The sequence below is a fragment of the Streptantibioticus ferralitis genome (genome assembly GCF_029223525.1).
In the GTDB taxonomy this organism is placed as follows: domain Bacteria; phylum Actinomycetota; class Actinomycetes; order Streptomycetales; family Streptomycetaceae; genus Streptantibioticus_A; species Streptantibioticus_A ferralitis.
Genome location: NZ_JARHTQ010000014.1, coordinates 62,886 through 77,468, shown reverse-complemented (window position 1 = coordinate 77,468; position 14,583 = coordinate 62,886). Strand labels below are relative to the sequence as shown.

Sequence of the window (14,583 nt, the reverse complement as noted above, 5' to 3'; positions counted from 1 at the left end):
CGACGGCGGGCACCCGAATATCCGGATGCGGCGCGCGGCTGCCGGCGGCCACCATGTGCCCATGGTTGCCATGGACCACGGACAGGTGGAGCGCTTCATCCGGGACGGCTTCGTCAAGATGGCGGGCGCGTTCCCCCGCGACACCGCGCAGGCCTGCGCCGACCTGCTGTGGCAGCAAACGGGCATGGACCGCGACGATCCGGCGACCTGGCGGCAACCGGTGTACTGGGTGGGCGACATGGCGCAGCCGCCGTTCACCGAGGCCGCCAACAGCCCGGCGCTGCGCGCCGCGTTCGACCGGCTGACCGGCAACGGCCGCTGGACGCCGCGCGGTTCACTCGGCGCGTTCCCGCTGCGCTTTCCGCACCCCGTGGAGCCGGACAACGCCGGGTGGCACATCGACGGCAGCTATCTGCCCGAGGGCGCCGACCCTCGCTGGCATTACGTCAATGTGCGCTCCAAGGGCCGCGCGCTGCTGATGCTCTTCCTGTTCTCCGAGGTGGGCGAGCGGGACGCGCCCACCAGGATCCGGGTCGGGTCGCATCTGGACGTCCCGCCCGTACTGCGGCGGTACGGCGAGACGGGGGTCTCGATGCCGGCGATCGCCGAGGAGGTGGCGCGGGCCTCGGCGCACCGGCCGATCGCCCACGCCACCGGCGCGCCGGGCGACGTGTACCTGTGCCATCCGTTCCTGGTGCACGCCGCCCAGCCGCACCACGGCAGCCGCCCGCGGTTCATGGCCCAGCCACCGCTGTGTCCCTCGGGCGACCATGAGCTGGAGCGCGCGGACGGCGCGTACTCCCCCGTTGAACTCGCCATCCGCGCGGGCCTGTCGGCCGGTGCTACTGCCGCTTCGCCGCCGGAAGCTGCTTCCCGGTAGCTCCGTCCAGCAGTTTGCGGCTGTCCAGCGGGGCCTTCAACGTGGTGCTCACCGTGGTGAGTTGAGCGATGTCCGGGCACATCTGACCGACCTTCTGGTGCTTTGTCACCTGGACGGTCAGCGTGACGTCCGACGCGGATTCCTTGGCCTGCAACGCGACGGTCTCGCAGCCACCTCGTACGGCTTCGGTGTGCAGCGTACGGCCGTCGGAGGCGACGGTGACCTGTTTGGTGATCGGCTGGTCCTTCGGCTGGCCGGTCGTGTCACCGCTGGGGGCGCTCGTCGAATGCTGGGAGCCGACCGGGCTGGAGGAGACGGAGCCGCTCGCCGGGGAGACGGTGGTGTGCCCGCAGCCGGTCAGGGCGGCGCTCGCGGCGATGGCGGCCGTGGCGGCCAGTGCAAGAAGTCGTCCGTTCATGTGGATGTGACGCATGAGGTGCGATCCGGGTTCCGTTTCCGCGCAACCCGGATTCACCGCGACGAGTTCAGCACGAGTTGGCCCACAGGCCATGGCTCATCCAAGGCGGTGGACGTACCCTCAGAGGCCGACTTGACGATGACCCGACAACCCGGGGTGCCTCTGACCAGGTCCGGGGGGAATCCATGACCAGGGGGAACCTTGACCACTCGTAACCGACGCGGCCTTCGTGCGCGCGCCGCCGCGCTACTGCTCGCCGCCGCGACCCTGACCACCGCGGGCACCGCCGGCGCCGCCGCCCCCACCTCGCCCGGTGGCTGGGTGGAGACCGGCAGCAGCACCGTCAACTCACTCACCGGCGGCCAGGGCCTGGCCAGCCGCGCCGACGGCTCACTGCTCTACCGGGGCCTCGGCTCGATACCGCTGGACCTTCGGATACAGGGCTGGAACCACATCGGCGACCCGGACATCGCCCGCGGCTACATCTTCGACGCCTACCAGGGCGGCGACAACGCGACCTCGAAGATGTTCGCCGTCACCACGCCGGGCGGACAACGCTACGAGTACACCCACCCGCTGGACTCCGGCGAGATGCTGAACAACTCGTTCGCCACCGTCTCGCCCGACGCGCAGTGGCTGGTCTCCGGCGAGTGGGGCGACGAGAACCGCCTCCAGGTCTTTCCCGCGCCGCTGCTCAACTCCTCGACCCCGCGCACCGGTGGCAGCCTGCCGCAGGCCGGTCAGATCAGCCTCGACCGGACCATCAGCAACATCCAGGGCTGCGACTTCGTCTCCGGAACCCGGCTGCTGTGCAGCTCCGACGATCCGGCCAAGGACGTGTTCCAGGTCGACCTGCCGCACCCGCTGGACGGTGCCCGGACCACCGGCCACGTGACCACCCTCTTCCAGCTGCCGCAGCGCAGCATCTGCACGGGCACCTTCGAGACCGAGGGCATCGACTACGACCCGAACGCCAAGGTGCTGCGCGTGGACGTCGTCTCACCGGGCATCTGCAAGGTCGCCACCCGCGTCTACGAGTACCGGCCCACCACCGGCTGACCGACGATCCCCCGCACGGGGGACCCGGATCACCGACACGCCGGACGCGGTACCGCGAACTGCGGCCGGACATCGTGCTGATGGACGTCCGGATGCCGGGTGTCGACGGCATCCGCGCCACCGAGGAGTTGATCCGGACGATGGCCGCCCCGCCCCGGATCATGGTCGTCACCACCTTCGGGAACGACTCCTACGTGTACGACGCACTGCGCGCGGGGGCAAGTGGCTTTCTGCTCAAGCGCGCGGAGGCGGAACAACTGCTCCGCGCGGTACGGCTGGTGGCCTCCGGCGACTGTCTGCTGTTTCCGGAGGCGGTACGGCAGCCGGCGGCGCGGCACGGCGCCGCCGAGCGCTCGTCGCGGCGGCGGGACGCCCTGCGGGAGCGGTTGACCGAGCGCGAGGCGGCCGTGCTGCGGCTGATGGCCACCGGGCTGTCCAACACCGGGATCGCGACCGAACTGGCGGTCGGGCCGGAGACGGTGAAGACGCATGTGGCCCGGGTGCTGGCCGAACTGGGAGCGCGGGACCGCACTCAGGCGGTGATCACCGCGTACGAGTGTGGCTTCATCACGCCGTCGTGTCCATGATTCGGGACGTGATTCCCGGATCGCGAGATGCGCTTTAGAGTGCTGCCGCGGGTCCGGTAAGGCTCCGCCGGGGTTGCGCTCGGTTCGGCTCGGCCGGTTGGAGTCGCTGTGCTCGCGGCGGGTTCGACACCGCCGGGTGGCGCCGTCGTGGGTCGCGGCGGGGTTCGACACCGCCGCCAACCGGCCGGTACCGAACCGGACACGCCCCGGCGAGCCCCCGCCGGGCAGGCGCAGGAGTAGGACGAGCCCCCGAAGGGAACCCCATGACCGCGTACACCCACGGACACCATGAGTCGGTGCTGCGCTCGCACCGCTGGCGCACCGCGCGGAACTCGGCGGTGTATCTGATCGGCCATCTGCGGCCCGGAATGCGGCTGTTGGACGTGGGCTGCGGCCCCGGCACGATCACCGCGGACCTGGCCGAGCTGGTCTCCCCCGGTGGCCATGTCACCGCCGTCGACGCGGCGGCGGACGTACTGGAGTCGGCGGCCGCGGTGGCCGCCGAACGCGGCCTGCGCAACGTCGAGTTCGGCACCGCCGATGTCCACGCGCTGGAGTTCCCCGATGACACCTTCGACGTGGTGCACGCCCACCAGGTGCTCCAGCACGTGGCCGACCCGGTGCGGTCGCTGCGCGAGATGCGCCGGGTGTGCAGGCCCGGCGGCATCGTGGCGGCCCGGGAATCCGACTACCACGGCTTCACCTGGTACCCGCAACTGCCCGCCCTGGACGAGTGGATGGCCCTCTACCAGCGGTGTGCCCGCGCCAACGGCGGTGAGCCGGACGCCGGGCGCCGTATGCCGGCCTGGGCCCGCGCCGCCGGTTTCACCGAGATCACGGCGAGCTCCAGCACCTGGTGCCATGCCGATGACGCGGACCGCGCCCACTGGGGCGGGATGTGGGCCGACCGGATCCTCCAGTCGGCCCTGGCCGAGCAGGCCCGCCGCGACGGCTACGCCACCGAGGACGATCTGCGCCGTATCTCCGACGCCTGGCGCACCTGGTCCGCCGACCCCGACGGCTGGCTGGCCGTGCTGCACGGCGAGGTCATCTGCCGGGCGTGATCACCGCTCGGCGCGGCGGCCCTTCATCCATACGTAGACCAGCACACCGGCGAACAGGAACAGCGTGCCCTGGTACACCGCCGCGTACCCGGCACCGGCGACCAGCCACATCGAGAAGCCGAAGGCCGCCAGCGCCATGACCACATCGCGGACGAAGCGGCCCGGCTGGACCTGGTGGCGGCGGCCGGACGCCAGCCAGTACAACTGGGCGGCGGCGGCCAGCAGATAGGGCACCGTGGCGGAGAACGTGGTGATCAGCACCAGGATGTTGAAGACCCCGGTGGCACCGGTCGTGTAGTTGACGATGGTCAGCAGCGAGGCGAGCACCACACCGACGAGCACGCCGAAGGTCGGCACCCCGCGCTGCTTCCTGGTGAACGCGGCCGGGAACAGCCCGTCCTGGGCGGCCGCGTACGGAGCCTGGGCACTCATCAGCGTCCAGCCGTTGAGCGCGCCGATGATGGAGATCACCGCGGCGGTGGCGATCAGCGTGCCGCCCCAATGGCCGCCGAACATGCTGTTGACCGCGTCGGAGAACGGCGCGGAGGACTTCACCAGCTTGTCGTGCGGGACGGTGCCGAACACCGACAGCGTGCCGAGCAGGTAGACCAGTGCGGCGCCGATGGTGCCCAGCACGCTGGCCCGGCCGACGTTGCGCGCGGGGTCGCACACCTCGCCCGCGCTCACGGCGGCGGACTCCACGCCCACGTAGGAGTAGAGCAGCAGCGCGGCCGAGGCGGAGATCCCGCCGACCAGGTTGCCGCCGCTGGTGTCGAACGGGCCGAGGTTGTGCGGGTCGAAGAAGAACAGCCCGACGACGGCGACGAACAGCAGAGGCAGGAACTTCAGCACGGTCGAGACGATCTGCACCGCGCCGACCCACCGGGTGCCCGCGAGGTTCGCCAGCGCGGGCAGCCAGAGGGCCAGCAGGGCCACCGCGAGATGGGTCCACTTCGAGACGTGGCCAGGGGCGATCACATCGATGTAGCCGACCGCGGCGACCGCGAGCGCCGCGTTGCTCACCCAGGTCATCACCCAGTACGACCAGGCGGACAGGAACCCGGCGAAGTCGCCGAAGGCCTCACGGGCGTAGACGTACGGGCCGCCGGTGCGCGGATCGCGCCCGGCGAGGCGGCCGAAGACCAGCGCGAGGGTGATCGCGCCGACCGTGAGCACCACGAAGGCGAGCAGGCTGAGCGTGCCGAAGGGGGCGACGGAGGCGGGCAGCAGGAAGATGCCGCCGCCGATGATGTTGCCCATCACCAGCGCCACAGCGGTGGGCAGACCGAATTTTCGCGAGTGCGTCCCGGTCGCGGCCTGGTCGGCCGCCGGGGCTCGGGTCTCGCTCGCGGTGTCGTGCATGGGTGATCGTGCCTCTCTGGTCCTGCCGCCGCACAGCACATCGCTGGACCCGGTGCGGTCGCACCGGGTCCAGCGATGACAAGGCGGAAGGGTTGGTCTCCTGTTTCGGAGCGCCACCATGGTGGCCCAGCCCGGCTCGTTACCCAAATCGATGACATTTGTTCCGGACAGTGACCCGCAAACGGAAAATGTTGCGGCGCGGACGGCGCTCGGCCGGAGAAAACGAAGGGGCGCACGGCTCGGCCTTCCGAGCCATGCGCCCTCTTCAGGCGTACCGGATCAGGCGGCGCTGCGGCGGCGGTGCACCGCTACCGCGATGGCCCCACCAGCGACGACGACCACGCCGGAGGCCAGCCCGACGGGCAGCGCCGGGAAGGACGCGCCGGTCTCGGCGAGCTGCTGCTGGGAGAGGTTGTCCGTGCTGGCGGCGTTGCCAGAGTTGTCGGAGTTGCCATAGTCACCAGAGTTGTCAGATCCGCCGTGTGACGGCGGAATCGGCTTCACCGAGGCGACCGAACCGTCCTGGTTCAGCAGCACCTGCTGGTTGTTGGGGTGCTTGAAGTCGAACAGCGCCCCGATCGAGGTGGCCCGCTGGTCGAAGGAGCCGTCCCCGATGCGGCGGGTGCCCCAGTTGTCCTCGATGAACTTGGTGATCGAGGTCTGCTCGGTCTGGGTGTGGTCGACCGAGTTCACCTTGCTGAACGGAGAGATCAGCAGCAGTGGCTGCCGGGTGCCCGGACCGCAGCGGTCGGCGTAGCCACCGGCCGCCGCGGGACCGGCCTGGCAGCCCGGGCTGTCCGTGGCCTTGCCGTCGGAGCCCTTGGCGGAGTCCTTCGAGCCGTTCAGCGGCGGGGCGTACACATGGTCGTACCAGCCGTCGGAGTCGTCGTAGGCGACGACGACCGCGGTGTCGCGCCACTGCGGCGACTTCTGGACCTCGTTGATCTCCTTGACGAGGAAGTGCTGCTCGTCGATCGGGTCGGAGTACCCGGCGTGGCCGTCCTGGTACTCGCCGGCCTTCAGGAAGCTGACCGAGGGCAGCTTGCCCGCCTTGACCACGGTGTCGAAGTCGCTGAGGTCGTAGTTGTGGTTGGCCCGGCCGCTGTGCCCGATCTCGCCCAGCGAGGCGGGCGCGACGTGGTGCGGGTTCGAGGTGGACTGGTAGTACGCGAAGGGGTTGTGGTGCGGACTGTAGTCCTCCACCGCGGCGCCGCCGACGTTGGTGTGCGTGGTGCCCTTGCACAGCGCGTACGAGCCCTGCCGGCCGTTCCACGGGGTGCTCGGCCGGAAGCCGCCCTGGAACCAACCCCAGCTGACGCCCTTGGCGTTGAGCCGGTCACCGATGTTCGGACCGGCCATCTTGGCCAGCGCGTTCTTGGCGGTGTGGTCCTTGTTCGCGCAGTCGTCGAAGGCCGGGTCCGGGTCGTTTATCACCGTGCCGACGCCCTTGGCGTTCGGCGACTGGACCGTGTACGGGTCGGGCTTCGCGGTCTGCTTGGGGTGCTCGGTGCCGGAGGCGGGGTCCACCGAGACGACGCCATGCGTCTGGCCGGAGATGAGCTCCAGCGCGCCGGGGGTCGACGGACCGTACCCCGAGCCGAACGACTTGTCGTTCAGCGTGTAGTGCTGGGCGTAGTTCCACAGCGCGGTGACGGTGTTGCCGTCGTAGTAGTCCATCGCCAGGCCGGGCTCGCCGAACAGGTTGCCCGAGCACTTGCCGGAGTCGGTGTTCTGGACGAACTGGTCGGCCTTGCCGCCGTTGTACGCGTACTGCTCGGCGGCGTACTCGTGGTTCTGGTCGCAGGTCATTGCCTGGGACGAACCGAGTCGCTGCGGCGCGTACTGGTTGGGGTTCTTCGTCAACAGCCCGGCGTTGGCCAGGTTGTTGGTGTCCTTCGGGGTCTTCGGGGACGCCGTGAACTTCGAACCGTCGGTGTTCGCCGCCTTCGGGTAGGTGGCGAAGTAGTGGTCGAAGGAGATGTTCTCGTCGAAGATCACGACGAGGTGCTTGACCGGCGTGGCGGTGCGCACCGGTCCACCGTGGTCGGGCGCGGCGATCGCGGGCGCGGTGCCGCTCGCCGCCGCCAACACGGCAGCTCCGGCCAGTGCTCCCCACCGTGCCGCCCGGCGCCGGGTCCCGGGTGGTCTCACTCTGACGGTCATGCCATGGCCTCCGTTAGATGCGGTAATGCCGCGATTCCGCCGGTGATGCTGCTGCCTGGTCGGGGCGGCACGACGGAACTGCGATGACATCGAAGTGAACAGTTCACGTCAAGAGGGCGCGCCCGAGCCAGTCGCTCGCGCCCCGCACACCGGGCAGCGCGAAGAAGTAGCCGCCGCCGAACGGCTTGATGTAGTCCACCAGCGGCTCGCCCGCCAACCGCTTTTGCACCGCGGTGAACTGACGGTCCAGATCCTGCTGGTAGCACAGGAACACCAACCCCATGTCGAGGTTGCCGTTCGCGTCCATCCCCTTGTCGTAGTTGTACGCGCGGCGCAGGATCCGCTGGTCGCCGGTGGCCGCGTTGCGCGGGTTGGCCAGCCGGATGTGGCTGTCCAGCGGGATCACATCGCCCTTGGGGTCCTGGGCGTACTGCGGTGTGTCGGTCTCCGCGTTGCCGTCCAGGGGCGCGCCGGTATCCCGGCGGCGGCCGAACATCCGCTCCTGCTCGCTGATCGAGACCCGGTCCCAGAACTCCACCAGCATCCGGATCAGCCGCACCACCTGGTAGCTGCCGCCCGCGGCCCACGCCGGTTCACCGGAGCCGCTGGGCGCCGTCCACACCAGACGGTCCATCTCCCGTGCGTTTGAGGTGTCGGGGTTGGCGGTTCCGTCCTTGAACCCCATGTGGTTGCGCGGGGTGCCGGACGGGCGCGGTGCGCTGACGAAACCGTCGATGCGCCAGCGCACCTGCGCCGCACCGCGGGTGTGCCGGGCGATGTCGCGGAGTGCGTGCAGCACGGTGTCGGGCGAGTCCGCGCACAGTTGGAGGCTCAGGTCGCCATGGCACCACGCCGGGTCGAGGTCGTCGTCGGGGAAGGTGTCCATGGCGCGCAGCTTGGCCGGCTTGCGGTCGCCCAGACCGAACCGGTCGTCGAACAGGGAGGCCCCGGCACCCAGGGTCACGGTCAGCCGGTCGGCGGGCAGTTGAGAGCCGAGGGTGCCGGAGTCCGGGGGCGGCGCGGTGATGCCGAGGGAGGGCGGAGTCCCGCCGGAGGTCAGGAAGCGCGCCCGCTCGGTGATGGTCCGCAGCAGATCGGTGAGTTCGGCGCGGCCGCCCGCGGTCACGTCCAACGCGGCCATGACGCAGTGGCGTTGGGCCGGCGTGATGATGCCCGCCTGGTGGGCGCCGTGGAAGGGTACGACCGCGGGCGCGTCCTCGGCCGCGGCCGGTGCGGCGTCGGCCCGTACCAGACCGGTGGCCGCGGCGCCCGTGATCCCCGCGGCGGCCGCGCCGCGCAGGAAGAAGCGTCGGTCCAGCGCCGTCATGACGTCCTCCGTACATCGCAGACCGCCGCGACCGAGGCGAGCTGCTCCACCGCCGCGCCGATGTCGGCGTTGGCCTTCTCCCGCTGCGGGCGGCTGAGGCTGCCCAGCGGGGTCCAGTGGCCGCCGGTGTCAAAGCCGTCCAGGGTGTGCTGCGCCCGGTCCAGCGCGCCGTCCAGCCGAGGGAGCTGCGGAAAGCGGGAACCGGTCAGCAGCGGCCGCAGATAGCCCAGTACGGCCCGGGTGCCGTCGAGGTTGGCGCGGGCGGTGGCCAGGTTGCTGCCGCTGCCGTAGTCGGTCCGGCCGGTGAGCTCGAACTGCACGGTGTTCTCCAGGATCTCGTGCGCCCGCAGCCCCAGCTGCGCCGGGTCCATCCGCGCCTGCGGCCAGCCGGCGCGCAGCTGGTCCACGTCCTTGGCCAACTGGTCGGCGGGGCCGCGCAGTCGGTCCGCGCTCTGCCCGTGCCACAGGCCGTACTCGATGCGGTGGAAGCCGGTGAACCGCGGGTCGGAGGTGCCCTGCGCCAGCCCGGCGGTCGTGCCGTTGATCGCCTTGTCCGCGTCGCCGAAGGTGCCGTACGCGGCGCCCATCCGCTCGTACACCAGGTGCGCGGGCAGCCAGGCGGTCCGCGCGGAGTCGAGGTCGCCACCGTCGACCGCGTCCCGCAACGCGCCCACCCGGTCGGCGAGTTCGCCCATCCGGTCGCCGATCCACTGCTGGTAGGCGAGGGTGGGCGGGATCAGATCGTGCTGGTTGACCGGTACGGCGGCGGGTCCGGCCGCGGCGTGACCGGAGATCCGGACGGTCGGGCCGGTGAACGCGTCGGAGTCGTCGGGCAGGCACTTGAAGGCGTAGGAGCCGCCCCCGAGGGTGACCTGCAGCGGACGGGACGTGCCCGGCGCCAGGCCTTCGACCTCACCGTAGACCGCTCCGGACCCGGGATCGAGCAGGTCGACCTCGGCGGGCCCGTTGGAGGCGTTGTACACATCGAACACCTGGCTGCCGCTGTGGCCCTGGGTCCAGCCCTGCCCGCACTCGCCGGCCGACATCCGCACCCGCGTGCGCGGCAGCCCGTCAGCGTTGCCGGGGCCGTGCTGCGCGGCGGGGCGCCCGTCGCCGCCCAGTGTTCCCACCAGCACCGCCGCCACCGCGGCGACGGCCGCCAGCGCTCCCCCCGCGGACAGCAGCCCGCGCCGACCGCGGGGTATTCGGGGGCGGATCACTCGGCGGCTCCAGCGAGTACAGGACATGAGCGGTACGGACACCAGTGCGATCGGCAGTGATGCCGCCGCTCATCGTAGGGAGCCGGAAGGCCTCGCACCTATCCGCGCGAGGCCTTGGAACCGGGAATTCGACGGGAGTTCACCTGTCCGGCACATGCGCCCGTACCACCAAAGGCGCACGGCGCAGTGCTATAGGAGAACCACGTTCTCCGCCTGCGGTCCCTTCGGCCCCTGGGTGACCTCGTACTCGACGCGTTGGTTCTCTTCCAGGGACTTGTAGCCGGTGCCCTGGATGGCCGAGAAGTGGACGAACACGTCCGGACCGCCCTCGTCCTGGGTGATGAAGCCGAAGCCCTTCTCGGCGTTGAACCACTTCACGGTGCCTGTTGCCATCAGTTATGGCCCTTCATCCGGTGCCACGGCGGCCTCGACATGCCGACCGCGATTTTCGCCAACAGCATTCCCGATCACGGGCCGTCCAGCACCCGCGAACCGCCGATTGGCAGATCCCAAAGGTCCTGTCGTTGCCGCCCGGCGGCGGCCCAGGCCGCCCGGCACCGGGTCAACGGCTCCAGCGGCGGCTCGGCGGAGAGCAGGAACGTCGCCCAGTGCATGGGGACCATCACCCGTGCGCCGACGTCGACGCAGGCCTGGACCGCCTCCTCCGGGTCGGTGTGCACCGAACGCAGCAGTCGGCGGGGCTGGTAGGCGCCGATGGGCAGCAGCGCGAGGTCGATCCCGGGGTGGCGGCGGCCGATCTCGGTGAACCAGTGCCCGTACCCGGTGTCCCCGGCGAAGTACAGCCGCTGCCCGGCCGGGTCGCTGATCACCCATCCGCCCCACAGCGAACGGCAGGTGTCGGTCAGGGTGCGCTTGCTCCAGTGGTGTGCGGGGACGAACTCGAAGCGCACGCAGCCGAGTTCGGCCGCCTCCCACCAGTCGAGCTCGGTGACCCGGGTGAAACCGCGGCGGCGGCACCAGCGGGCCAGGCCGGCGGGGACGAACAGCGCGGTGTCGCGCGGCAGCCGCTTCAGGGTGGGGGCGTCCAGATGGTCGTAGTGGTTGTGGCTGATCACCACCGCGTCCACCGGCGGAAGGTTCGCCCAGGGCACGCCGACCGGCGTGACGCGGGGCGGAGTGCCGAGGATCCTGCGGGACCAGACCGGGTCGGTCAGTACGGTCAGCCCGCCCACCCGCACCACCCAGCTCGCGTGTCCCACCCAGGTGACGGCGAGGGTCCCGGTGTCCACGGCGGGCAGCCGGGCGGGCCGGACGGGAAGTCTGGGCAGGTCGGCGAGGTCCTCGCGGCGCGGGCGGAAACCGCCCTGGCGGCCGACCTTGAGCATTTCCAGGAACCCCGGGAGCGGCTCGGTCATCCGGGCGGCGAAGGACCTCGGCCAGACCCGCCGCTCGCCGATCGGCCGCAGACCGCCGGCGGTGCCGGGGGTACCCGCCGGGACCGGTCCCCGCCCGGCGCCGGGGCCGAGCAGCGGCTGCCCGGCCTGATCAGGCCGGTCGCTCTGTTCGGTCTGATCGGTCATCAAGGCTCCAATCGGTGGGGAACCGGGCGGCGTCCCGGAGACACGGCGGGCGGACGCGACCGAAAGCGCGGCGCCGTAGACGGTAATTCAGGCGGCTGTCAGTTCGCAGAAGGCGGTGCCGAGCGCCGCCAACGCCTCGGCGACATGCGGCACCCGCAGCGGCTCGGCGGCGTGCAGCGCGGCCTCCCGCTCGGCGGGCGTGCCGCCGTACAGCACCGAGGTCGTGATCCGTATCCGCAACGCGGACGGGTCATCGCCGAACCGGGGGCCCGCGACGGCTCCGGGCAGCCGCTCGGCCAACGCGTCGGGTCCGGTGACACCGTGCCCGGCCAGCGCCGGGCGCAGCGGCCCGAAGTCCGGATACAGCTGGAACCCGGCCTGCGGCGGCAGGCAGAGCGCGCCCAGCCGGATGACGACGCGGTGCACGGCGGCGGCCACCGCGGCGTGCAGCCGTACGGCCGCGGCGGCGCGCTCCCGCAGCGCGGCGGGCTCGGCGAGGGCGAGCGCGGCGGCCCGGGCGACCGGGGCGGCCGGTACCCCCCGCTGCGCGTCGAGCACATCACGTACCGGGCCGAGCAGGCCGCCCGCCGGATCATCGGCCGGGAACCGCGCGACGGCCGCGGGCCAGGCCGGCGGCAGCAGCCCGCCCGCCAGGTCGGCGAGGACCACGGTGTGCCCGGGGAACGACTCCGCCGGGCTGAGCAGGACGGTGTGCGGATCGTGCAGCGCATCGCGGTATGTCTCGTCGGAGACCACCAGCATTCCGGCGCCCGCCGCCGCCTCGCACACCTCGTGCAGCAGCTCGGGCGGGGCGACCGTACCGGTGGGGTCGTCGGCGACGGAGACCACCAGCAGCCGCGGCTGCGCGCCGCCGTCCCGGGCCCGGCGGACCGTCTCCAGCAGCGCCACGGGATCCGGTACCCCACCGCATTCGGCCGGTGTCGCCACCAAATGGACGCGGCGGCCGAGGACATGCGCCTGGGCGGAGTACCAGGCGGCCGCCGGGCTGGCCACCACCAGATCGCCGCCGACGGCGGCCAGCAGGGCGAGCAGCAGCGGTGCGGGCCCGGGCGCGAGCAGCACCCGATCCGGCTCGGTGGCATGCCCCCGGCGCTCCCAGTAGCCGCAGGCGGCGGTACGGACCGCGGTGTCCCCGCCGACCGGCTGCGGCGGGGCGTCCCAGGCCTGGGCGAACCGCTCGGCGAGCTCGGGAGCCGCGGGCAGCCCGGGATCGGTGAGGGCGGGGGGAGAACCAGCCGCAGTGCGCTGCATCCGTACCTCCGTGCGGCAGGCCGTGCCTTCGCGGCCACCGGGCACCTGCGGCTCAGACGCAGGCGGCGCGGGCTCGGGCGCCTGCCCTGGTACGACCGGCGGCCGGGCGGCGCTGCGGGTGGCGGCGCAGGTACTCGCCCTCCAACGCGGCCATGCGCGAGCTGTGCGTACGCAACGCGTCCGACGATCCGTACAGCAGCGTCTCGTGCCGGGTGCGGTGGATAGCCTCCAGCTCCCTGATCAGCTGGCGCTCGTCCAGCCGCTCGGGTGGCACACCGTTGTTGTAGTCGGCCATGCGCACGTCCTTCCCGGACCGGTCAGTACCGGTCCCGCCACGGCGGTCGCCCGCGCGGTGCGCATTCCCCAGCGGAGAATCGCGGCCAGCCCCGTCGGGGCCAGTATCCCAACGGGTGCCGGGACCCGCATGTGCTGCTCGGCGCCGGGCTACTCGGCGGCTGGTGCGTCGCTCGCTTCCAGCTCCGCGAAGAACCGCTCCACCACCGCGCTGTCGCGAGCCGTCTCGTCGAGCGCCTCACCGATGATCCGTCCGGCGAGCTCCACGGCGAGCGTGCCGACGTCGTGCCGCAGCTCGGCCTCAGCGATGGCCCGGTCGGCGGCGATCTCCGCCTGTGCGGTCTCGACGGTCCGCTCGCGCTGCCGCAGGCCCTCCGCCCGGACCTGGGCGAGCAGCGCGGTGCCGTCCTCGATCTGGCGCTGCCGCTCTCGGGCCGCGTCACGGCGCGCCTCGGCGATGATCTCGCGCCCCTCGGCGGCTATGCGTTCGGCCTCGGCCGCCCGCTGCTCCGCCCGGGCCAGGCCACCGTTGATCACGTCCTCGCGGCGGGCGATGACCTTGGCGACGCGGGGTAGCAGCACACCGGCGAACACCCCGAAGACGATGAAGAACAGGACGAGCCCAAGAACGAGTTCAATGACATCCGGCTTCAACGGTCCCATGGCATAAGGATATTGGGGATCCGAACAGCCGTACGCGGCAGCGTGGCGCGGCGTCGGCCGGCGCACCGTCTCGGCGGTGATCGGCCGGCGCCGCGGCGCGGTCACGCCGCGGCCGGCGGATGGCGACACGGGTCGCCCCGGGCCCGGCGGTGGGCCGTCATCCGGAGCCGTTGCGGAGCGGCAGACCGGGCCGTCCGCGGAATTTCCGCATCGCGCGCCCTCGACCGCGCATCAGACGCGCGCGGGAGGTAAGACGGATAGCAAGACCAAACCGGGAGGAACACCATGCAACGAGGCAGCGACCGGCTCAGTGTCTACCGCGACGACGAGATGAAGCACGAGTTGCAGGGGCTGATCCGCTCCGGGCACTCCACGCGGGTTGCGGAGTGGTTCGATCCGGAGCCCCTGGCCGACGACGACCCGGCGGTGGCCGCCCATCCCGTACCGACCGGTATGCGGAGCGAGGACGCGCTGCGCTTCGAGCTTGCGCGCCATTTGGGGCGCAAGGTGTTCCCCGCCAAGCGGAGCGCGCTCGTCCGCGAAATGGTCGGCCAGCACGCGCCGGACGCCCTGATCGACCAGGTGCGCGCGTTGCCCGCCGACACCACGTTCCACACCGTGCAGGAGGTCGTCGACGCACTCCGCCGCCGGGCCGCCTGACCGCGAGAGTCATACAACGGAACGGGCGCACACCTCGCCGGCGGCGAAGTGGCGCCCGTACCAGACCAGTTGG

Annotated in this window: 14 protein-coding genes and 1 pseudogene; 5 read left to right on the top strand and 10 right to left on the bottom strand. The window is 71.7% G+C overall.

Going from position 1 to position 14,583, the window contains the following annotated elements:
- The first annotated feature begins 70 nt into the window (after positions 1-70).
- Positions 71-880, top strand: a complete 810-nt coding sequence (locus P2L57_RS21595; RefSeq protein WP_372515848.1) for a phytanoyl-CoA dioxygenase family protein — start codon at positions 71-73, stop codon at positions 878-880.
- Here P2L57_RS21595 and P2L57_RS21590 read toward each other — a convergent pair.
- Positions 843-1,298 carry a hypothetical protein gene (locus tag P2L57_RS21590; RefSeq protein WP_275817017.1) on the bottom strand — a complete coding sequence of 152 codons (456 nt, stop codon included), beginning with the start codon at positions 1,296-1,298 and terminating at the stop codon, positions 843-845. The genes P2L57_RS21595 and P2L57_RS21590 overlap by 38 nt on opposite strands.
- Positions 1,299-1,499: 201 nt before the next feature.
- Here P2L57_RS21590 and P2L57_RS21585 point away from each other — a divergent pair, with 201 nt between their 5' ends.
- From P2L57_RS21585 to P2L57_RS21575, 3 genes and pseudogenes are all read left to right on the top strand, one after another.
- Positions 1,500-2,357, top strand: a complete 858-nt coding sequence (locus tag P2L57_RS21585; RefSeq protein ID WP_275817015.1) for a hypothetical protein — start codon at positions 1,500-1,502, stop codon at positions 2,355-2,357.
- Positions 2,358-2,410: 53 nt separating this feature from the next.
- Positions 2,411-2,944, top strand: a pseudogene (locus tag P2L57_RS21580) (response regulator); the annotation flags it as partial.
- 263 nt (positions 2,945-3,207) lie between these two features.
- Complete coding sequence (locus tag P2L57_RS21575) at positions 3,208-4,008, top strand: methyltransferase domain-containing protein (protein ID WP_275817013.1); 801 nt, start codon at positions 3,208-3,210, stop codon at positions 4,006-4,008.
- Here P2L57_RS21575 and P2L57_RS21570 read toward each other — a convergent pair whose 3' ends face one another.
- The 9 genes from P2L57_RS21570 to atpF form a co-directional block, all read right to left on the bottom strand.
- Positions 4,009-5,370 (bottom strand): amino acid permease, encoded by a 1,362-nt coding sequence (locus P2L57_RS21570; protein WP_275817011.1) that lies wholly within the window; start codon positions 5,368-5,370, stop codon positions 4,009-4,011. It lies immediately after the preceding gene.
- 279 nt (positions 5,371-5,649) lie between these two features.
- The gene (locus P2L57_RS21565; RefSeq protein WP_275817009.1) at positions 5,650-7,533 is read right to left on the bottom strand and encodes a phospholipase C; all 1,884 of its coding nucleotides are present in this window, start codon (positions 7,531-7,533) and stop codon (positions 5,650-5,652) included.
- Between the two features lie 103 nt (positions 7,534-7,636).
- On the bottom strand, positions 7,637-8,860 hold the full coding sequence (efeB, locus tag P2L57_RS21560) for an iron uptake transporter deferrochelatase/peroxidase subunit (RefSeq protein WP_275817007.1): 1,224 nt from the start codon (positions 8,858-8,860) through the stop codon (positions 7,637-7,639).
- Positions 8,857-10,107 (bottom strand): EfeM/EfeO family lipoprotein, encoded by a 1,251-nt coding sequence (locus P2L57_RS21555; protein ID WP_372515836.1) that lies wholly within the window; start codon positions 10,105-10,107, stop codon positions 8,857-8,859. The genes efeB and P2L57_RS21555 overlap by 4 nt, the downstream gene beginning before the upstream one ends.
- A gap of 162 nt (positions 10,108-10,269) precedes the next feature.
- The gene (gene cspE, locus P2L57_RS21550) at positions 10,270-10,473 is read right to left on the bottom strand and encodes a transcription antiterminator/RNA stability regulator CspE (protein ID WP_275817003.1); all 204 of its coding nucleotides are present in this window, start codon (positions 10,471-10,473) and stop codon (positions 10,270-10,272) included.
- A gap of 74 nt (positions 10,474-10,547) precedes the next feature.
- The gene (locus P2L57_RS21545) at positions 10,548-11,621 is read right to left on the bottom strand and encodes an MBL fold metallo-hydrolase (RefSeq protein WP_275817001.1); all 1,074 of its coding nucleotides are present in this window, start codon (positions 11,619-11,621) and stop codon (positions 10,548-10,550) included.
- An 87-nt stretch (positions 11,622-11,708) separates the two neighbouring features.
- Complete coding sequence (locus tag P2L57_RS21540) at positions 11,709-12,893, bottom strand: aminotransferase class I/II-fold pyridoxal phosphate-dependent enzyme (RefSeq protein WP_275816999.1); 1,185 nt, start codon at positions 12,891-12,893, stop codon at positions 11,709-11,711.
- Between the two features lie 52 nt (positions 12,894-12,945).
- A complete protein-coding gene (locus P2L57_RS21535; protein WP_275816997.1) occupies positions 12,946-13,188 on the bottom strand; it encodes a DUF6158 family protein in 243 nt (80 codons plus the stop codon).
- A gap of 149 nt (positions 13,189-13,337) precedes the next feature.
- The gene (gene atpF / locus P2L57_RS21530) at positions 13,338-13,850 is read right to left on the bottom strand and encodes a F0F1 ATP synthase subunit B (RefSeq protein WP_275816995.1); all 513 of its coding nucleotides are present in this window, start codon (positions 13,848-13,850) and stop codon (positions 13,338-13,340) included.
- Between the two features lie 285 nt (positions 13,851-14,135).
- Here atpF and P2L57_RS21525 point away from each other — a divergent pair, with 285 nt between their 5' ends.
- Entirely contained in the window at positions 14,136-14,510 is a 375-nt protein-coding gene (locus tag P2L57_RS21525) for a DUF2795 domain-containing protein (RefSeq protein WP_275816993.1), read from the top strand.
- Positions 14,511-14,583 lie beyond the last annotated feature (73 nt).